This window comes from Pseudomonas sp. MHK4 (assembly GCF_054600775.1).
The window spans coordinates 396463-415348 of sequence record NZ_BAAIAK010000001.1 but is presented as its reverse complement, the minus strand read 5'-3'; the positions used below and the strand labels follow the sequence as shown (position 1 = coordinate 415348).

General features: G+C 61.2%; 15 protein-coding genes. 10 read left to right on the top strand and 5 right to left on the bottom strand.

The window, feature by feature from the left end; translation table 11 throughout:
• Positions 1-130 precede the first annotated feature (130 nt).
• The 3 genes from ACYP2Q_RS01790 to ACYP2Q_RS01780 all read left to right on the top strand — a co-directional run bounded on the left by ACYP2Q_RS01790 (position 131) and on the right by ACYP2Q_RS01780 (position 3012).
• Complete coding sequence (locus tag ACYP2Q_RS01790; RefSeq protein ID WP_459728881.1) at positions 131-1711, top strand: sensor domain-containing diguanylate cyclase; 1581 nt, start codon at positions 131-133, stop codon at positions 1709-1711.
• A gap of 140 nt (positions 1712-1851) precedes the next feature.
• A complete protein-coding gene (locus tag ACYP2Q_RS01785) occupies positions 1852-2295 on the top strand; it encodes a hypothetical protein (RefSeq protein ID WP_459728879.1) in 444 nt (147 codons plus the stop codon).
• 132 nt (positions 2296-2427) lie between these two features.
• Entirely contained in the window at positions 2428-3012 is a 585-nt protein-coding gene (locus ACYP2Q_RS01780) for a hypothetical protein (protein WP_459728877.1), read from the top strand.
• A 44-nt stretch (positions 3013-3056) separates the two neighbouring features.
• On the opposite strand, the gene ACYP2Q_RS01775 is transcribed toward ACYP2Q_RS01780, so the two are convergent.
• From ACYP2Q_RS01775 to ACYP2Q_RS01765, 3 genes are all read right to left on the bottom strand, one after another.
• On the bottom strand, positions 3057-4151 hold the full coding sequence (locus ACYP2Q_RS01775) for an AI-2E family transporter (protein WP_459728876.1): 1095 nt from the start codon (positions 4149-4151) through the stop codon (positions 3057-3059).
• A 74-nt stretch (positions 4152-4225) separates the two neighbouring features.
• Entirely contained in the window at positions 4226-4861 is a 636-nt protein-coding gene (locus ACYP2Q_RS01770) for a response regulator transcription factor (protein ID WP_459728875.1), read from the bottom strand.
• The gene (locus ACYP2Q_RS01765) at positions 4861-7140 is read right to left on the bottom strand and encodes a PAS domain-containing sensor histidine kinase (protein ID WP_459728873.1); all 2280 of its coding nucleotides are present in this window, start codon (positions 7138-7140) and stop codon (positions 4861-4863) included. The genes ACYP2Q_RS01770 and ACYP2Q_RS01765 overlap by 1 nt, the downstream gene beginning before the upstream one ends.
• A gap of 231 nt (positions 7141-7371) precedes the next feature.
• Here ACYP2Q_RS01765 and ACYP2Q_RS01760 point away from each other — a divergent pair, with 231 nt between their 5' ends.
• The 6 genes from ACYP2Q_RS01760 (at position 7372) to phaR (ending at position 15122) form a co-directional block, all read left to right on the top strand.
• Positions 7372-8994 (top strand): acyl-CoA synthetase, encoded by a 1623-nt coding sequence (locus tag ACYP2Q_RS01760; protein WP_459728872.1) that lies wholly within the window; start codon positions 7372-7374, stop codon positions 8992-8994.
• Positions 8995-9115: 121 nt separating this feature from the next.
• Positions 9116-9442, top strand: a complete 327-nt coding sequence (locus ACYP2Q_RS01755; protein WP_459728871.1) for a DUF485 domain-containing protein — start codon at positions 9116-9118, stop codon at positions 9440-9442.
• On the top strand, positions 9442-11112 hold the full coding sequence (locus ACYP2Q_RS01750; RefSeq protein WP_459728870.1) for a cation acetate symporter: 1671 nt from the start codon (positions 9442-9444) through the stop codon (positions 11110-11112). Before ACYP2Q_RS01755 ends, ACYP2Q_RS01750 begins: the two co-directional genes overlap by 1 nt.
• 68 nt (positions 11113-11180) lie before the next feature.
• Positions 11181-12953 carry an acyl-CoA dehydrogenase C-terminal domain-containing protein gene (locus tag ACYP2Q_RS01745; RefSeq protein WP_459728869.1) on the top strand — a complete coding sequence of 591 codons (1773 nt, stop codon included), beginning with the start codon at positions 11181-11183 and terminating at the stop codon, positions 12951-12953.
• Positions 12954-13081: 128 nt separating this feature from the next.
• Positions 13082-14350 carry an OprD family porin gene (locus tag ACYP2Q_RS01740; protein WP_459728868.1) on the top strand — a complete coding sequence of 423 codons (1269 nt, stop codon included), beginning with the start codon at positions 13082-13084 and terminating at the stop codon, positions 14348-14350.
• 256 nt (positions 14351-14606) lie between these two features.
• The gene (gene phaR / locus ACYP2Q_RS01735) at positions 14607-15122 is read left to right on the top strand and encodes a polyhydroxyalkanoate synthesis repressor PhaR (RefSeq protein ID WP_459728867.1); all 516 of its coding nucleotides are present in this window, start codon (positions 14607-14609) and stop codon (positions 15120-15122) included.
• A 35-nt stretch (positions 15123-15157) separates the two neighbouring features.
• Here the strand turns inward: phaR and phaP are convergent, their stop codons facing one another.
• The gene (gene phaP / locus ACYP2Q_RS01730; RefSeq protein ID WP_459728866.1) at positions 15158-15751 is read right to left on the bottom strand and encodes a TIGR01841 family phasin; all 594 of its coding nucleotides are present in this window, start codon (positions 15749-15751) and stop codon (positions 15158-15160) included.
• Positions 15752-16003: 252 nt separating this feature from the next.
• Here phaP and ACYP2Q_RS01725 point away from each other — a divergent pair, with 252 nt between their 5' ends.
• Entirely contained in the window at positions 16004-17827 is a 1824-nt protein-coding gene (locus tag ACYP2Q_RS01725; RefSeq protein ID WP_459728865.1) for a DUF3141 domain-containing protein, read from the top strand.
• On the opposite strand, the gene ACYP2Q_RS01720 is transcribed toward ACYP2Q_RS01725, so the two are convergent.
• Positions 17817-18875, bottom strand: coding sequence for an AraC family transcriptional regulator (locus ACYP2Q_RS01720; RefSeq protein ID WP_459728864.1), 1059 nt, complete (start codon positions 18873-18875; stop codon positions 17817-17819). The genes ACYP2Q_RS01725 and ACYP2Q_RS01720 overlap by 11 nt on opposite strands.
• Positions 18876-18886: the final 11 nt, after the last annotated feature.

The window sequence follows — 18886 nt, the reverse complement described above, 5'->3', positions numbered from 1 at the left end:
CGTTGGTGCCGTCGTGATCGTGCTGGTTATCCTGTCATTTGTCGGTCTTGTATAGCCCAGTGTTTCGACGAGCCCGGGCAGTTGAAGAGGGTGAGCGGCGTGTCCGGATCGCTCGCAAAAGGAGAGGTTGATGCCTGGACGCAAGCAGCCCGCCCCCCTGGTCGATGGCGGCATTGAGAATGTCTCTGCAAGAACGTTGCGGGCTGGAGCTGTCTTCCGACTCACCGTGAGCTTCATGCTGGTGGTGGTCCTGGCGTTTCTGGCAGTTGAGGGTTGGCGCACGTGGCGTGATTACCGGTCAGCCTTCGCCTCTGCCCGCGACTCGGTGACGAACCTGGCGCGAGCCACGGCGCAGCACGCCGAAGATGCCATCCGGCAAGTGGATGTACTGACCGCCGCGCTCGCTGAACGGGTGGAAGGCGACGGCTTGCAGAATATCGACGTCCCGCGTATCCACAAGCTGTTGGTCCAGCAATCGAAAATCATGCCGCAGCTGCATGGCCTGTTCATCTACGGCCCTGACGGGCAATGGATAGTGACAGACAAGGACGTTACGCCGGAGCCCGTGAACAACGCCGACCGCGATTACTTCCAGTATCACCGCACGCACGAAGATAAAAACGTGCGCATCGGCGAGGTGGTCACCAGTCGATCCACCAACGACCTGATCATCCCCATCTCCCGGCGCTTGAACAATCCGGATGGCTCCTTCGCCGGCGTTCTGCTGGGGACGATCAAGGTCAGCTACTTCGTCGACTACTACGGCGATTTCAAGATCGATGACAAGGGTGCCCTGGTGCTGGCCACGCGCAGCGGAAGCATCCTGGTTCGGCGTCCGTTCATTGCCTCCGTGGTCGGCAAGAGCCTGGCGAACAGCGAAATTTTCAAGCGCTATCTACCCAGCGCCAACCAAGGCATCGCCGAAGTCAAGGCCGTCGTGGACGACACCGAACGCCTGTACGCTTACCGTGCCTTGACCACCTACCCGCTGGTGGTGGAAGCCGGACTTTCCCGTGAATCGATCACCGCCCCCTGGCGTCGTGATCTATTGAAAACCGGGTGTGTGCTGGTGGTGCTGATCGGGGTGCTCGCGGTGTTCGGGCTCATCGTCCTCAGTCAGTTGCGCCAGAGAATGGTCACGGAAAGAAAGTTGCGTCACGCGCACCAGGCCATGCGTGACATGGCGCTGACCGACAGCCTGACCGGCCTGGGCAATCGTCGGCGCCTGGATACTGCGCTGCTTGACGAGATTCGCCTGGCCGCACGCCAGCGCTCCACGCTGTCATTGATCATGCTCGATGTCGATTACTTCAAGCGCTACAACGACAGCTATGGGCACGCCGCCGGCGATGATTGCCTGGCCGCGGTAGGCGCGGCGATCCAGAGGGTGGTCAAAAGACCAGGGGACCTGGCCGTCAGGTACGGTGGAGAGGAATTTACAGTACTGCTTCCCAACACCGATGGCGCGGGCGCAGCCCAGGTCGCCGAAGAGGTTTTGCAAGCCATTCGATCAATGGACATCGAGCATAATGCCCATCCCTTGGGCAGGGTCACGGCCAGTGCGGGCATTACCACCAGCCGGCCGAGCGTCGAGGGCGTGACGCCGGCTACCTTGATCAAAGCCGCAGATGCCTTGCTTTATGCGGCGAAACAACAGGGACGAAATCGTTGGTGCGCCGCCAACCAGTCAAGCGAAAGTAACCCAGCGTAAGCGCGAGTTTTCTCCTGCAAAGCCTTTCTTGCCAACCATATGGCACTGGAGTGCCACCCAGTCTGCTACGCTTTTCTTTCCCCCGAATGGATTCGGGAATCATTGCCTAAGGCTGTTTCGTGGCCACTTGAGGGGATGGAATGAAAGCCAAGCTACTGGGGGTCGCTGTTACCGTCGTCGTCATCGGTACCGCTGTCTATGGGTTGCACACCTGGAAAACGCTCCAGAGTCAGCGCCAGGAAGCGGTCTGTACGTTAGCGCGCCAGCACCTCAAGGACCTGGAAGTACAGGCGCGGGCCCTGGCCGCCGGGTTGTCGGTCGAAGCCTACGCCGAAGCTGAAAAGGCCGAGGCCGGCAAACTGGTCTCGGCGCTGGATACGGCAAAGAACGAAGCCGAGGTCGATGCCGTGATCGACCAGCATTCTGCCGCCATCGAGAAACAGATCCATGCCGAAGATGCAGAGGTCAAATCCCGGGGCGAGCAAAAGTTCCTCGTTCAGGAACGCAAGGAACAGCGCATCACCACCGACATCAAGCAGGAAATCCAGCGCGCCGAGAAGGCCGTTGCCGATGACTGCGAATAGTCCGACCCGTTCAATTTTTTAAATGCGCATGCTTATCAAAGTGACTAACGCGTTCTAGACTCCACTACTGGCAGGTTCATTCAAGCTCCGCGTCCCTGACAAAAAAGCCAATAAAAACCAGGAAATCCAGCCTTGAAAACTTCAACTATCGGCGTTGTGGGGGGACTGCTGGTCTCGGGCGCGGTTTGCGCCACGGGGATTGCTCCGGTGCTCGATCTGGATTTCTCCAGAACAGCCATGGAAACGCTCAAGAAGCGTGGGATTGACGACGCATGCATCGTTGCCGCGCAAAGCCCTGGGACGTTCACCTACTGCCGGGAAGGCTCAACGACGCTCTGGCAGTACCAGACCCTGGACCTGGTGCAACAGGCCAGGCTGCTCAATGAAGCCGTACGCCCTTCGACGGATCATGGGCAAATCAGTGTCGTGGAAGTCGACAGCGCGGCCTGCGAAAATGAGCACGGGAAAACGGCGACCGGACCTGCGACCTTCGCCACCCTGCTCCTCAGCCTGGCGAGCCTGTTCCTGTTGATCGGTTTGCGCTACACCTACCTGGCAATCATGCGCGGGTGCTATCAACCGGTGGCCTTCCCGGATCCCCGCCTGCAGCCCGTGATCAACCCCGAGTCCACGCACCCCTTGATCATCAAGGCGCTGGGGGCCTTCGGTGTCGCCGCCGCATTGGCCCTTGTCTACTGCTGTTACCTCGGGCTCTGAACCCGGAACCGGCCGACGGCGTGCCGGTCCCTTTTCGACCCTCTTTACAGCCGTTCCTCCACCACCGGCGGTGGCGGATCCTGCACCCACTGCCAGAACAACTGATAACCCACCGCCAGCACCACCGGGCCGATGAACAAGCCAAGGATGCCGCCGGTGACCATCCCGCCCAAGGCGCCGATCAATATCACCGGCATCGGCACGTCGACCCCGCGCCCCAGCATCAATGGCTTGAGCACGTTGTCCACCAGGCCTGCGACGAAGACGTAGATGGAGAAGATGATGGTCATGGTGTTGGCCCCTTCGGTACCGATGACAAAGGCAATGACCGGTACCGTTATCAAGGTTGCCGGCAACTGCATGATACCCAGCAGCAGCACCGCCAATGCGAGCAACCCGGCGCCGGGAACCCCCTTGAACACGAACCCGAGCCCCACCAGCAGCATCTGGATGAACGCAATGCCGACCACCCCGAGCGCCACGGCGCGGATGGTTGCGGTGCACAGTGCGGCCACTTGGGGGCCTTTCTCCGGTCCGCTGATCCGCGAGGCGATCTGCACCGAGGCGCGGCTACCCGCTTCGCCATAGGCCATGAAGATCCCGGCAATGATCAGCGCGACAATGAACATCAGCAAACCCATGCCGACGCCAGCCACCTTGCCCAGCAACGACAGACTGACATCCTTGATTTGCGGTATGTACTTCGCCGTCAGCCCGGGCAGGTCGGTGGAAGCCTGCAGCCACAGCGCCGACAACGGTTTACCCACCAATGGCCAGCTGGCGACGGATTCGGACGGTGGTGGAATGCTGATGCCTTCGTCCCGAACCACGGTCATGGCGTTTTCGACCGAATCGGCAATCGAGGTACCCATCAGGTAGATCGGGACCATGAGGATGGCGATGGCTACCAGCACGATCAGCGTCGCAATGCGTCCGTCTTTTTCTCCCATCGGTCCCCTGAGCCGTGTTTGCAAGGGATAGAGGGTGATCGCGAGAATGATCGACCACAGCATCAAGTCGCGAAACGGACGGAAAATCTCAAAGCAGAACAGCACCAGCACGACGATCAGTCCGGCGCGGATCAAGATATCGAGCAACCCGCGGGACAAGGCCTTCTCTGACAGCGGCATGGGTACCATGGACATCTCCTGGCAGTTAACTGAAGGAAAACTCGGTTAGCCCAGCATAGACGCACAATTGACAACGTGAAGGATCAACGCAGCTTCAGTGGATCCACCATGTTTGCCGCGATGGCCATGCCCACGAGGTCGGGCAATGTGTTGGCCTGCATGCGTTTCATCACGCGAGAACGATACAGGTCGACGGTTTTGGCACTGACGCCCAGTTGCTCAGCGATTTCGCGGGTGGTGTAGCCCTGCACCAAGGGCAACATGACGTCGCGCTCTCTCGGTGTGAGCGTGAGCAAACGGGCCTGCAACGCCTCCTGGCCCTGATTGCCGCAGCGATGCGCAGCACAATTGCCCAGCGCTTGTTGCACGCTGTCCAGCAGCAACTGCTCGTTATAGGGCTTCTCGATGAAATCATGGGCACCGGCCTTGAACGCACGCACCACGATTGGCACATCGGCGTGCCCGCTGACAAAGATGATCGGCAGATTCAGCTGGCGGACGCGCATTTCTTCCTGCACGTTCAACCCGCCCATGCCGGGCATGCGCACGTCGAGCAGCACACAGGCATCCAGGCTGGCATCGCAGGCCTCGAGAAACTCGACGCCACTGGTAAACGGCAGGGCCGTCAGGCCGACCGACTCCAGTAACCAGACCGTCGATTCGAGCATCCCCTGGTCATCGTCGACCACATACACCACGTGCTCCGCCACACCTGCCATTACGTCATTCCTGTTGTTGTTTTGTTGGGTGCAAGCGGCAATCGGCAACACATCAGCAGCCCGACAGGCCTGCGCCGGGCGTTCAGTTCGCCACCGAAACCTTCGATGATGCTGCGGCTCATGGACAATCCGAGCCCCAGGCCGTCGGGCTTGCTGGTATAGAACGGGGTAAATATCTGCTCGAGCTCGGGCTCGGTGACGCCCGGCCCCTGGTCCTGCACGCTGATTTCCACGCTGGCGCCACTGCCCTGCTCCACCGCCATCACGATCAGCGAAGGCTGGTCGGGATGCCGGTCACGGTTGGCGTCGATGGCATTGCGCAACAGATTGAGCAGCACCTGTTCCAGCAACACGCGGTCGGCATAAACGGGCGGCAGATTATCCGGCAGGCGATCCTCGATTGTCACTTGGCAATTACTGGCTTCCCAGGCGCACAAGCGCACGGCTTCGCGGGCAACGTCGGTCAGGTTCAGCGCCTGCATGCGACGCTGGCCCTTGCGTAAAAAGGAACGTAAGCGACGGATCACTTCGGAAGCGTGGGTGGCGTGATGGGTGATGCGCTCCAGGCCTTGCGCCACCCGGGCGGCAGCCTGGGGATTGGCGGCCAGTGTCTGCAGATAGCGTTGGCTGGCGTTGGCGTAATTAACCACGGCAGCCAGCGGCTGGTTGATTTCGTGGGCGATGCCCGAAGCCAGTTCACCGAGTGTGACCAGGCGCGCGGTGTGGGCCAGTTCATCCTGATGACGGCGTTGTTGCGCTTCGCGCAGTTCCCGTTCGGTCATGTCCCGCGCCACCAGCGAGTAATAACGCTCGCCGCCGGCGGAACGGTGGGCCAGCAACACCAGCGACACCGGCACTGACGTGCCGCCGCCCGTTGGTAACAAGCGTGCATCGGTGCTCCAGACGCCGTCGCGTTCGGCGCTGCTCCAGCCATCCCGTTGCAGGCGTGCCAAATCACCGCTGGCGAACAGATCGGCCAGGGTCGGCATTGCTTGCTGCTCTGCAATCCCAAGGATGTGGCGCGCGGCGGGATTGAGGTAGGTGACATGGCCCTCGGGAGCGATAAACAGCACCGGGTCGGTGTTGGCTTCGACCACTTCGGCCAGGCGTCGTTTATTCTCCTCGGCGAGCACCCGGGCCGTAATGTCCCGGGATACGCTGACTATTTCGACCACCGTCCCGGTGTAGGTTTCGCGAATGGCCCGGCTGGCGGTTTCGAACCACAGGTAATGGCCGTCGCGATGGCGGATGCGATAGGTCATGGTGTGATAGCCGTCCTGCTCCAATGCATCCCGGGCGCGCTGCATCAGGCCGGCCAGATCCTGGCCATGGAACAGGCCCTGGGCCATTTGCCCGCGCAATTCTTCCGGCCAGTAGCCAAGCAATGTCCAGGACGCGGGCGACGCATCGAGGAAGCGCCCGTGCGGGGTGTGGCGGGAAATCAGGTCGGTGGTGTTTTCGATGATCAGCCGGTACAGCCGACGTGCGGTGGCCGCTTCACGTTCCGCCAGCACTTGGCTCGTGGCGTCGCGGCATCGGGCGAGCACGCGGTTATCCTGCGGGTCGGGAATGAATGTCCAGATCAGGATCTGCGTTTCGAACTGAGCCTCGACGCCTTCAATGGCCCGTTGCTGATCCAGGCAGGCGCGCACCAGCACCCGATGATTGACCGGTAGAAAGCCCAAGACATCAGCCAATGGCTTCTCGGCCAGCAGCGCCAACAGCGCCGCGTTGAACTCCAGCGGTCGGCCCTGTGCATCGAGCAACAGGCTCGGTTGAGGATCGTGGCCCAGCAGCGGCGAGCCGCGCAGCATGCCGTTGACGCTGCTTAGCAGCGTGGTCAGCAAATCCCGCACCCAGCCGAGCCAGTCAAGACTCACACCCTCGCACACCTCCACCAGCAGCAAGCCCGCCTGCCCCGGCTGCAAGGCCAGGTCGAACACCTGGCCATGACTGATGGCGGCTCGGCGCAGGCGGCCGGCCAGCCAGCAATCGAGCTGGCGGACCTGTGCCAGATCGAGGCGCCCGGCCTCCACCAACTGCTCGAACAGCAACTGATCGCTGGCCAGCGCCGGATCGCCCAGGCCCGGCGGGAAATGCTGGGCCGCCCCCTCATGGCTGTAGATCAGCGCATTGGGTTGCCAACTCAGATACACCGCCCGCTGCACTTCCGGGCAATCCTGCAGCGCATGACACAACGCGTCGGCCCGGGCAGCCAGGGACACACCTTCGCGTTGCAGGCGCAACCAGCTGTGCAGTCGAACAGGAGTCAGGGTCATTGCGGTTCCACTTTGTCAGGAAAACCAAGCATATACCGGCCTGGGAAGTTTCGCGGCATTGGATTTGGTGCCGAAAGAAGAAACTATAGTATATATACTATACTGCCTAGGTTGTACTTCCATATCCATGGCTGAATGTTATATAAGGTACTCCGGACATAAAAGGCGACCCCGGCGCTTAAACCGCCGCGGCACCTATAGAGCTAACAATCAGCCACCGAGTACCCGTACATGTCGATCTATGAACAAGGGCTAGGCCCTTCGGCTGTCAACCATATTGCCCTGTCTCCGCTCAGCTTCATCGAGCGCACCGCCAACGTTTACCCGGATTATCCCGCCGTGATCCACGGCTCGATCCGTCGCACCTGGGCACAGACCTACACCCGTTGCCGACGCCTGGCCTCGGCGTTGGCCGGCCGCGGTATCGGCAAGGACGACACGGTGGCCGTGATGTTGCCCAACATCCCCGAAATGCTTGAAGTGCACTTCGGCGTGCCAATGATCGGCGCCGTGCTCAACCCGCTCAACGTACGCCTGGATGCCGAGGCCATCGCCTTCATGCTGCAACACGGCGAAGCCAAGGTGCTGATTACCGACCGCGAGTTTCACAGCGTGATTCACGCGGCCATCGGCATGCTGGATCACCCGCCGCTGGTGATCGACGTCAATGACCCGGAATACGGCGAAGGCCAGGCCGTCAGCGACCTGGACTACGAAGCGTTGCTGGCCGAAGGTGATCCTGCCTACGACTGGAAATGGCCGGCCAATGAGTGGCAAGCCATCTCGCTGAACTACACCTCTGGCACCACCGGCAATCCCAAGGGCGTGGTTTACCACCATCGCGGCACCTACCTGAATGCCTTGGGCAACCAGATGACCTGGGCCATGGGCAACCATCCGGTGTACCTCTGGACACTGCCGATGTTCCATTGCAACGGCTGGTGCTACCCCTGGACCATTACCGCCATGGCCGGTGTGCACGTGTTTTTGCGCCGGGTCGACCCGCAGAAAATCCTCACGCTGATCCGCGAGCACCAGGTCACTCACCTGTGCGGCGCGCCCATTGTGCTCAATGCCCTGGTGAACATGCCCGAATCGGCGAAAGCGGCCATCGATCACCCGGTCGATGCCATGGTCGCAGGCGCGGCGCCGCCGGCCAAAGTAATCGGCGCGGTGGAAGAGATGGGCATCAAGGTCACTCACGTCTATGGCCTGACCGAAACCTATGGCCCGGTGACGCTGTGCGCCTGGCATGCCGAATGGGACGAACTGCCCCTGGATGAACGGGCACAGATCAAGTCCCGCCAGGGCGTGCGCTATACGACGCTCGAGGGCGTGATGGTCGGCGACTCGACGACACTGGAGCCCACCCCACGTGACGGCCAGACCATCGGCGAAATCTTCATGCGCGGCAACACCGTGATGAAGGGCTACCTGAAGAACCCGACCGCGACCGCCGAAGCGTTCGAAGGCGGCTGGTTCCACACCGGCGACCTGGCGGTCTGTCATCCCGATGGCTACGTCGAGATCAAGGACCGGCTCAAGGACATCATCATCTCCGGCGGCGAGAACATCTCCACCATCGAACTCGAAGGCGTGCTCTACCGCCACCCGGGCGTCATGGAAGCGGCCGTGGTCGCCCGTCCCGATGAAAAATGGGGTGAAACGCCCTGCGCCTTCGTGACCCTTAAGGCCGATCACCAGGACGTTCGCGAAGCCGACATCATCAGTTTCTGTCGTGAACACCTGGCCGGATTCAAGGTACCGCGCACGGTGATCTTCACCCTGTTGCCGAAGACATCCACCGGCAAGGTGCAGAAGTACGTGCTGCGCGACCGGGCCAAGGCGCTCTAACCGAACACAACGCTGTACCCCCCAGGCGGCAGGTGATTGACCTGCCGCTTCGGGCTCGTGCACGCCGAATTCGGCTGCCGGGCCCCCACTGACTGATAACAAAAACAAAGTGGAGCTAGCGATGACCGATATCCATTCAACCGACACTCAGCGCTGCGAACGCATTCGCAGCAATCCCAAATTCCTGCAACTGGTGAGCAGCCGCTCGCGCCTGGCCTGGTCGCTGAGCGCCGCCGTGCTGGGCATCTATTACCTGTTCATGCTGGTGGTGGCCTTTGCCCCGCAGTGGCTGCACGCGCCGCTTGGGGAACATCGGATGTTGACGCTGGGGATGCCGGTGGGCGCGGCGATCATCGTGTTTTCCTGGTTGTTGACCGGCTGGTACGTGTACAGCGCCAACACCCGATTCGACGCACTGGGCGCCACCATTCTCGAGGAGAGCAAGTGATGAACCTGTTGCGTATATTTGCCCTCGCCGCCGCCGGCCTGTTGCCGTTTTCCGTCGCCATTGCCGCGCCAGCGCTGGGCGTGGTGGAAAAACAACCGCTCAACCTGAATGCCATCGGCATGTTCTTCGTCTTCGTGCTGGGCACGCTGGCCATCACCTGGTGGGCTGCGCGCCAAACCAAGTCCACCTCCGACTTCTACACCGCGGGCGGTGGCATCACCGGATTCCAGAACGGCCTGGCGATTGCCGGTGACTACATGTCCGCAGCCACCCTGCTGGGGCTATCCAGCCTGGTGTTTGCCAAGGGCTACGATGGTTTCATCTATACCATCGGTTTCTTCGTCGGCTGGCCGATCATCACCTTCCTGATGGCCGAGCGTCTGCGCAATTTGGGACGCTATACCTTCGCCGACATCGTTTCCTATCGACTGGACCAGAACAAGGTGCGAATCTTCGCGGCCTTCGGCTCGTTGACCGTGGTGTGCTGCTACCTGATCGTGCAGATGGTGGGCGCGGGCCAGTTGATCAAGCTGCTGTTTGGCCTCGACTACCCGGTGGCGGTGGTTATCGTCGGTGCGTTGATGCTGGTCTACGTGATCTTCGGCGGCATGATCGCGACCACCTGGGTGCAGATCATCAAGGCCGTGCTGTTGCTGGCCGGCGGCACCACGCTTGCGGTCATGGCAATGTCGCAGTTCGGTTTCAGCTACGAGACCCTGGCCGACAAGGCCGTCCAGGCCCACGCCAGTGGCTGGAACATCATGGGTCCGGGCTCGATGCTCGCCGACCCGATCAATACCGCCTCGATGTCGTTGGGCCTGGTGTTCGGCATCGCCGGCCTGCCGCACATCCTGATGCGTTTTTTCACCGTGCCCAATGCCAAGGAAGCCCGCAAGTCGGTGTTCTATGCCACCGGCTTCATCGGCTTCTTCTTCCTCGTGGTCTGCACCCTTGGCTTTGCCGCGATGGTGATCATCGGTACCGATCCGCAGTACTACGTCAACGGTGAAGTCGGCGGTGCCCTGATCGGCGGCGGCAACATGGTTGCCATGCACCTGGCCAAGGCGGTCGGCGGCAACCTGTTCTTCGGTTTCCTCGCGGCTGTGGCGTTCGCCACCATCCTGGCGGTGGTCTCCGGGCTGGCCCTGGCCGGTGCTTCGGCGATCTCCCACGATCTCTATGCCACCGTGTTCAAGAAAGGCCAGGCCAGCGAGAAACAGGAAATGCGTGTTACGCGCATGGCGACCGTGGGCCTGGGCATCATCGCGATCCTGCTGGGCATCCTGTTCGAGAAGATGAACGTCGCGTTCCTGGTGGGCCTGACCTTCGGCATTGCCGCATCGACCAACTTCCCGGTGCTGATCATGGCCATGTACTGGAAAGGCCTGACGACCAAGGGCGCAATTATCGGCGGTTTCGCCGGCCTGATCTGCGCACTGGTGCTGGTGATCCTGTCGCCCGCGGTGTGGGTGACCGTGCTCGGTCATGCCCACGCCATCTTCCCGTACGACCACCCTGCCCTGTTCTCCATGCCGCTGGCGTTCCTGGTGATTGTCGTGGTGTCCAGGCTCGACCGCAGTGTGCGCGCCGAGAAGGAACGTGACGCTTACGCCGACCAGTTCGTTCGCGCCCAGACCGGCCTGGGTGCTGCCAGCGCTTCCAGTCATTGATTGTAAGGACAGGGTCTGCCAATGCGCGGCCCTGTCCATCGCACAATCGTCCTTTTGAGGTTCATGTTATGCCCGAATTCAAAGCCCCCCTGCGCGACCTGCGCTTTGTGTTGCATGAAGTCTTTGACGCCCCGGCCCTGTGGGCACGCCTGCCGGCCCTGGCCGACAGCGTCGACGCCGATACCGCGGACGCCATTCTCGAGGAGGCGGCGAAAGTCACCTCGCACCTGATTGCGCCCTTGAATCGCAGCGGCGACGAAGAAGGCGCGCAGTGGCATGCAGGTCGAGTCACCACGCCCAGCGGTTTCAAGCAGGCCTACGCCACCTACATCGAAGGCGGCTGGGTCGGGCTGTCCGGCAACGCCGAGTTCGGCGGCATGGGCATGCCGAAGATGCTGGCGGTGCAGTTCGAAGAGATGCTCTACGGCGCCAACTCGAGCTTTGCGCTGTATTCGGCGTTGAGCTCCGGCGCCTGCCTGGCGCTGGATGCCCATGCCAGCGAGACCCTGAAAAACCTCTACCTGCCGCCAATGTATGAAGGCCGCTGGGCCGGTTCCATGTGCCTGACCGAAGCCCATGCCGGCACCGACCTTGGACTGATCCGCACCCGCGCCGAGCCCCAGGCAGACGGCAGCTACAGCATCACCGGCAGCAAGATTTTCATCACCGGCGGCGATCAGGACCTGACCGAGAACATCGTTCACCTGGTGCTGGCCAAACTGCCGGATGCGCCTGCCGGCCCGAAAGGCATTTCGCTGTTTGTCGTGCCTAAGGTACTGGTCAACGCCGACGGTTCCCTGGGCGCTGCCAACGCCGTGGGTTGCGGTTCAATCGAGCACAAGATGGGCATCAAGGCCTCGGCGACGTGCGTGATGAACTTCGACGGTGCCAGCGGCTGGCTGGTCGGCGAGGAGAACAAGGGCCTGGCGGCGATGTTCACCATGATGAACTACGAACGCCTGTCCATCGGCATCCAGGGTATCGGCTGCGCCGAAGCGTCCTACCAGAGTGCCGTGGCGTACGCCCGCGAACGCATTCAGAGCCGCTCGCCGACAGGTGCCATGGCCCCGGGCAAAGTGGCCGACCCGATCATTGTTCACCCCGACGTGCGACGCATGCTGCTGAGCATGAAAGCCATGACAGAAGGTGGTCGCGCGTTCGCCAGCTATGTCGGGCAACAACTGGACCTGGCGAAGTTTTCCGACGATACCGGGGAACGAAAAAGCGCACAGGACCTGGTCGCGCTGCTGACACCGGTGGCCAAGGCATTTTTCACTGATACCGGCCTGGAAAGCTGCATCCACGGCCAGCAGGTGTTCGGCGGCCATGGCTACATTCGTGAGTGGGGCCAGGAACAATTGGTTCGTGATGTGCGCATCGCGCAGATCTACGAAGGCACCAACGGCATCCAGGCGCTGGACCTGCTCGGGCGCAAAGTGCTCGCCGACAAGGGTGTTGCGCTTGGGCAATTTACCAGCGAGATTCGCCGCTTCGCCGCTCAGCCCGACGCACCCTATGCCACACAGCTGCTCGATGCCGTGCAGCGGCTGGAGGACATCAGCGACTGGCTGCAGGATCGGGCCGCCACCAACCGCAACGAAGCCGGTGCAGCCTCGATGGAGTATCTGCACCTGTTCGGTTACGTCGCCTACGCCTGGCTCTGGGCACGCATGGCGCAGGTTGCCGGGCAAAAACGCAGCGCAGACGACAGTTTCTATGGCGCGAAAATCGCCACCGCCGACTTCTACATACACCGCCTGTTGCCCCGCATCCTCGGCCTGGAGCAATCCATTCGTGCTGGCAGCGCCTCGCTGTATGGCCTGTGCGCCGAACAGTTCTAACGATTGAACCGCCGCGGCGCCAGCTCCTCTCTTTCGGCGTACGCGGTTTTTATCTCCCGAGCCCTTGCCACCACGGCAGGGGCTGCTCTGCCCGTCATTTCAAGAATAAAAAACCAAGGGGCTTCACCATGGACCGCAGCACTCGCATTCTCGCTTCCCGCCTTCTATTGGCCGGCGGCGTCATCAGCCTCGCTACGCCTGCTTCTGCTGACTTCATCAAGGACAGCAAGGCCAGCCTGGAACTGCGCAACTTCTACTTCAACCGTGACTTTCGCCAGGCCAACGCCGCGCAATCGAAACAGGAGGAATGGGCCCAGGGCTTCCTGCTGCGCTATGAGTCAGGCTTTACCGAAGGTCTGGTCGGCGTCGGTTTCGACGCCATCGGCCTGCTCGGCGTCAAACTCGACTCCAGCCCCGATCGCGCCGGTTCGGGACTGCTCAAACGCCACAGCGACACGCGCAAAGGTGCCCAGGACGAATACGGCGAACTGGGCCTGACCGCCAAGCTGCGCGCCTCGAAAAGCACGCTCAAGCTCGGCACGCTGCTGCCCAAGCTGCCGACGGTTCTGGCCAACGACTCACGGCTGCTGCCGCAAACCTTCGAAGGCGGTCAGTTGACCTCGCTGGAAATCAAAGACCTGACCGTGGACGCCGGGCGACTGACCCAGGTCAACCAGCGCGACTCTTCGAACTATGAGGACATGGGCATCACCCGCACCGGCGCCAAGGGCATCACCAGCCGACATGTGGGCAGCGACAGCTTCGATTTCGCCAGCCTCAACTACAAGTGGACCGGCAACCTCACCACCGGCTACGCCTACGGCCATCTCGACAATTTCTACGACCAGCACATGGTCAACCTGACCTACGTACTGCCCGTGACCACCGGCCAGTCCTTGAAGACCGACCTGCGTTACGCCCGCTCCAGCGACGATGGCGGCAGCAATGTCGACAACAACGCAATCGGCGCCATGTTCACCTACAGCCTCGGCGGCCATGCCTTCGGCCTGGGCTACCAAGGCATGAGCGGCGACACCGGTTTCGCCTACATCAACGGCGCCGATGCGTTCCTGGTCAACTTCGTGCAGATCGGCGACTTCGCCAGCAAGGACGAACAGTCCTGGCAGGCACGCTACGACTACAACTTCGCGGCCATGGGCGTGCCCGGCCTGACCTTCATGACCCGCTACCTCACCGGCGACAACATCGACCTGGGCAACAACCGCCCCGAGGGCAAGGAATGGGAGCGCGATACCGACATCGGTTATGTCGTACAAAGCGGTGCGTTGAAAAACGTCGGGGTGAAATGGCGTAACGCGACGGTTCGCTCGACCAATTTTGGCAGCGACCTGGATGAAAATCGCCTGATCGTCAGCTATACGTTGCCGATCTGGTAAGCCGAATCAAGATCAAAAGATCGCAGCCTGCGGCAGCTCCTACAGGATGAGCGTGCATCTTCAAATGCACACGTTCCCCTGTAGGAGCTGGCTTGCCAGCGATAAAACTAAGGGCGCCGCGGGGTGTCAGGCTTCCCGCGTCATCGTTGACCTCCATCGCTGGCAAGCCAGCTCCTACAGTGGATCGGGTACATCCGCGGCGGTGCCCATAGTAGGTTAAGATGCCTGCAAACCAGGCTCGCCACGAGACACCCGCATGACCGACCGGAACACGCCCCGCCTGATCAAGAAGTACCCCAATCGCCGCCTCTATGACACCCACACCAGCAGCCACCTGACCCTGGCGGACATACGCCAGCTGGTCGTCGATAAAGTCGCGTTCCAGGTGGTGGACGCCAAGAGTGGCGAAGACCTGACCCGCAGCATCCTGCTGCAAGTCATCCTCGAAGCCGAAAGCGGCGGTGAACCGATCTTCACCAGCGACATGCTGATGGGCATCATCCAGTTCTACGGCCCTTATCAGGGCGTACTCGGCAGCTACCTCGACAAGAGCATCCAGACCGTGATCGACATCCAGTCGCAGACGGGCGCGCAGTCGTCCGAAGCCTGGAGCACCTTCATGCAGCAGCAGGCGCCAGTGATGCAGGACCTGATGCGCCAGTACGTCGACCAGTCCAAGGCGCTTTACCTGAATACGCAGAACATGTTCGGCATGTTCGGTGCCAAGCCGACTACCGATGGCACCGACAAAAAAAATGGCGATGGGGAATAAACCCATCGCCATCGGTGCAGCCTTACTGATTTGACTTACTTGTTACCGCTGTTGGCCTTGGTGCTTGCTTGCGGGGCAGCCTTGGCAACAGCTTCCGCTGCGGCGGCGCTGGCGGCCTCGGTTGTGGCGTTAAAGCTACCCTGGGCGGACTCTGTCGCCTGTTTCGCGGTTTTTTGCGCGTTTTCAAACACGGTACCGGCATTCGCCAGGCCCGATTTGAATGCCGCTACCACGGGCTCCGAACCGGCCGGTGCGTTCTTGCTGATCTCTTCTACAAACTCCTGAACCTGCGCAGTACCCGCCTCTACCTGGCTCGACGTCAGTTGGGCGATGTCCGACTGGGTACCCACGATCAATGCCTGCACCTGACGGTTGAACTCGGCCAGGCGTTCAGTCTGCGCGCCCGGTTGGCTGAAAGAAGCCTGCAAATCGGCAAAACCCTGGGGATCGCGCACGGCCAGCAGTTTACGCACGCCTTCGAATTGTTCTTCGGTGGATTCACGCAGTGCCTTGAACTGCAACTGGCTCAGCTGTTCAACGCTGGCGAAGACTTTGCCGCTGATCTGCTGCAAAAGATCGAGGTTGGCTTTCTGGACGGATTGCAGTTTTTCCGGGTTGAAAAAAGACATGCTTGAACTCCTGGTACTGAAAGGCCCGGAGGGGCCTGAGGACGCGACAGCGATCCGGCAGTCATCGCGTTAGCCTTCATATTGCAGCGCACAAAAATCTTTGGCAATGCTTATTTTGTGCAGCGCAAAATAAACCTTGCTCAGCCCTCGCCTGTTAGCGCTAGACTCCTGCACTCAGACGGTTAACCAGTGCCTGTTCGATCAATGGGCCTCGCATGAACCGTTCCCCGTGTACGGCATCAGGAGATCATGATGGGTCAGGAAGCAAATATTGCGCTGCACGATAAGCCGGTATGCACCGCCGCAGGTCCGCTCAACCACCTCAATCATCTGCAGCGCCTTAATGCCCGCAACATCCTCGAAGCCGTGCAGCAACGCCACGCAACGACCTATGCACCCGCAAGCCTTGGGCAACTCAGACCACCCAGCGCTGCTGACTGGAATGAATACCTTACGGATCTTGGCCAGCGCAGCGTATTGTTCTGGGATACCTTGCGGCAGCGCGGCGACAACTCGCTGGCCCACGAACGCGCCGGGTATCCGTTGCTATTGAAGTTCGATCATCAAACCCTGCTCGACGGCATGGATCTGCCGCGTCCGGTCAACTACTCGCTGCTGCAGATTCTCCCGGGGCCCGGGCAAACGGTCGACAGCCAGCAGCGGCCAGTGATCATCATCGACCCCCGTGGCGGCCACGGCGCGGGCATTGGTGGGTTCAAACAGGATTCGGTCATCGGCGAGAGCCTGCGCGCCGGTCACCCCACCTACTTCATCGCCTTCAGCCATGCCCCTGCACCCGGGCAGACGCTGGCGGACATCGCCAGCGCCCAGGCGCGTTTTATCGAAGTGGTCAGTGAGCGCCATCCACACAGCGCCAAACCCGTGGTGATCGGCAATTGCCAGGCGGGCTGGGCGCTGATGGGCCTGGCGGCGAACCGCCCGGAATTGCCGGGCCTGATCATCGTCAACGGCGCGCCGTTGTCGTACTGGGCTGGCGTCAACGGGCGCAATCCGCTGCGCTACACCGGCGGTCTGCTGGGCGGTGGCTGGATGGCGCGCCTGGGCAGCGACCTGGGCAATGACCGTTTCGATGGCACCTGGCTGGTGAGCAATTTCGAGAACCTCGACCCGGCCAATGCCTGGTGGGGCAAGTACTACCATCTGTTCAGTGAAGTCGACAACGAAGCGCCACGGTTTCTCGATTTCGAGCGTTGGTGGGGCAGCCCGACCCTGCTCAATGGCGAGGAAATCGAAATGATCGTCGACGACCTGTTCATCGGCAATCGCCTGTCCGGCGGCCCCGGACGCAAGAGCAACGGCCTCGATCTCAAGCGCATAGAAGTGCCCGTGGTGGTGTTTTGTTCCTATGGTGACAATATCACCTCGCCGCAACAGGCCCTCGACTGGATCACCGACGTCTACCAAAGCGATCAGGTGTTGCACAGCGCCGGGCGCACCATCGTGTACCTGCGCCATGCCAGCATCGGTCATCTGGGCATCTTCGTTTCCAGTGAAGTAGCGCGGCGCGAACACCGCCAGTTGCTGGGCGCGATCGAGACCATCAATGCGCTTCCGGCCGGGCTGTATGAAATGCTTATCGATGACGTGCCGCAAGACGCGCAAACACTCTGCTCCGTGCGTTTCGAAAGCCGACGCATAACCGACATCCATGGCGACGTAACGCCCCAGCGCGATGACGATCGCGAATTCGCCCTGGTCGATCGCGCCTCCGCGATCAACAACAGCCTGTATGACGGCTTCGTCCGGCCGTGGTTACGCCAGTTGATCAACGAGCCCGGCGCCGAACTGCTGCGCAAGGCCCATCCCTTCCAGCAACAGCAAGTGTTTTGGAGCAGCGCGAACCCAGCGCTGTGGTGGCTGGCCGATAGCGCCGCGCAGGTGAGCCATGATCGTCAGCCCGCCAGCCCGGACAACCCGTTACTGGCCTGGCAGACGCTGTTTTCCAACCAGGTCCACGATGCCCTTGACGGCTACCGCGATCTGCGCGATGCGGCTCAGGAACTGTGTTTCTATGGCGTCTATGGCGCGCTCGGCAGCCTGCTGCTCAAGCATTGACAAGCAGCGCCCCGGCGCCAGAGGCAAGCGCCACTGCACATGACTCATCGGCGCGATACTGGCCGGGGGTCATGCCGAACCAGCGGCTGCACGCCTTGTTGAAACTGCTGTGATCATGAAAACCAAGGAGATACGCGACATTCTTCATGTTGAAATGAGAATGGCGCAGGTAGAAGTCGGCCAATTCTCGCCGTACCAGGTTCTGCACGTCCTTAAATTGCGTGCCATCCTTTTCCAGTGCGCGTTGCAGCGTTCGCTTGCTGATGCTCATCGCGCCGGCGATCGACTCCATGTCGCATTGTCCCTGGCCATGGCTCAAGCGCTCGGTGATCAGTGCGCGAATCCGGCCGACGATGGAAGAACCGGACAGCAGGTCCAGTTGCGCCTCGGCAAAGCTGTCGTGCAGCACGGCCAGGCTCTCGTTGGCCATGCTCAGCGGCCGCAGGATCTCCTGGCCGTCGAACAGGATGCTGTCGTAGGCCGAGCCGAATTGCAGGTCGCAGCCGAACAGGCGTTGATGCTCCGACGTGTCCGCAGGTTCGGGATAGCTGAATTCCACGCTCAGGGGTTGCGGCAGCTTGCCGTCGCCCAGCCAACGGCAAAAGCCCAGCAGGGACGCCAACCCCGCATCGACATACTGGCGAGGCTTGATCGAGCCCGGTTGCTGGTGGTCGAGGGAGGCCAGGCGGAAATGCTCCTGCTCCGGGACGAAAAACAGGCTGAACCCGGTGCCGATCAAAGGACTGAAGCGCACCAGGCGTTCAAGGGCCAGTTTGAGGTTCAGGCTCGACATCATCGTGTAGCCGACGATCTGAAACGTGCCGGGATGGAAATGCCCATAGGCCTTGAGGCCGATGTCCGGATCCCCTGCGGCTTGCGCGGCTAGTTGCCACAAGCGATAGAGCACCCTTCTCTCGCAGCGCGCTCCGGGCGTATTGGCTATCTGTGGGTCCAACCCGGCTTCCCGGCACAGGCTGGTGACATCCAGTCCCTCGGCCGAGAGCGTATTGACCAGTACGTTGGCGTAGCCTGAACTCATTCTGAACATGGCGTCCTCGA

Coding starts and splice junctions, on each gene's coding strand:
- ACYP2Q_RS01790 (WP_459728881.1), top strand. CDS start 131: ATGCCTGGACGCAAGCAGCCCGCCCCCCTGGTCGATGGCGGCATTGAG.
- ACYP2Q_RS01785 (WP_459728879.1), top strand. CDS start 1,852: ATGAAAGCCAAGCTACTGGGGGTCGCTGTTACCGTCGTCGTCATCGGT.
- ACYP2Q_RS01775 (WP_459728876.1), bottom strand. CDS start 4,151: ATGGTACCCATGCCGCTGTCAGAGAAGGCCTTGTCCCGCGGGTTGCTC.
- ACYP2Q_RS01770 (WP_459728875.1), bottom strand. CDS start 4,861: ATGGCAGGTGTGGCGGAGCACGTGGTGTATGTGGTCGACGATGACCAG.
- ACYP2Q_RS01765 (WP_459728873.1), bottom strand. CDS start 7,140: ATGACCCTGACTCCTGTTCGACTGCACAGCTGGTTGCGCCTGCAACGC.
- ACYP2Q_RS01760 (WP_459728872.1), top strand. CDS start 7,372: ATGTCGATCTATGAACAAGGGCTAGGCCCTTCGGCTGTCAACCATATT.
- ACYP2Q_RS01755 (WP_459728871.1), top strand. CDS start 9,116: ATGACCGATATCCATTCAACCGACACTCAGCGCTGCGAACGCATTCGC.
- ACYP2Q_RS01750 (WP_459728870.1), top strand. CDS start 9,442: ATGAACCTGTTGCGTATATTTGCCCTCGCCGCCGCCGGCCTGTTGCCG.
- ACYP2Q_RS01745 (WP_459728869.1), top strand. CDS start 11,181: ATGCCCGAATTCAAAGCCCCCCTGCGCGACCTGCGCTTTGTGTTGCAT.
- ACYP2Q_RS01740 (WP_459728868.1), top strand. CDS start 13,082: ATGGACCGCAGCACTCGCATTCTCGCTTCCCGCCTTCTATTGGCCGGC.
- phaR (WP_459728867.1), top strand. CDS start 14,607: ATGACCGACCGGAACACGCCCCGCCTGATCAAGAAGTACCCCAATCGC.
- phaP (WP_459728866.1), bottom strand. CDS start 15,751: ATGTCTTTTTTCAACCCGGAAAAACTGCAATCCGTCCAGAAAGCCAAC.
- ACYP2Q_RS01725 (WP_459728865.1), top strand. CDS start 16,004: ATGGGTCAGGAAGCAAATATTGCGCTGCACGATAAGCCGGTATGCACC.
- ACYP2Q_RS01720 (WP_459728864.1), bottom strand. CDS start 18,875: ATGTTCAGAATGAGTTCAGGCTACGCCAACGTACTGGTCAATACGCTC.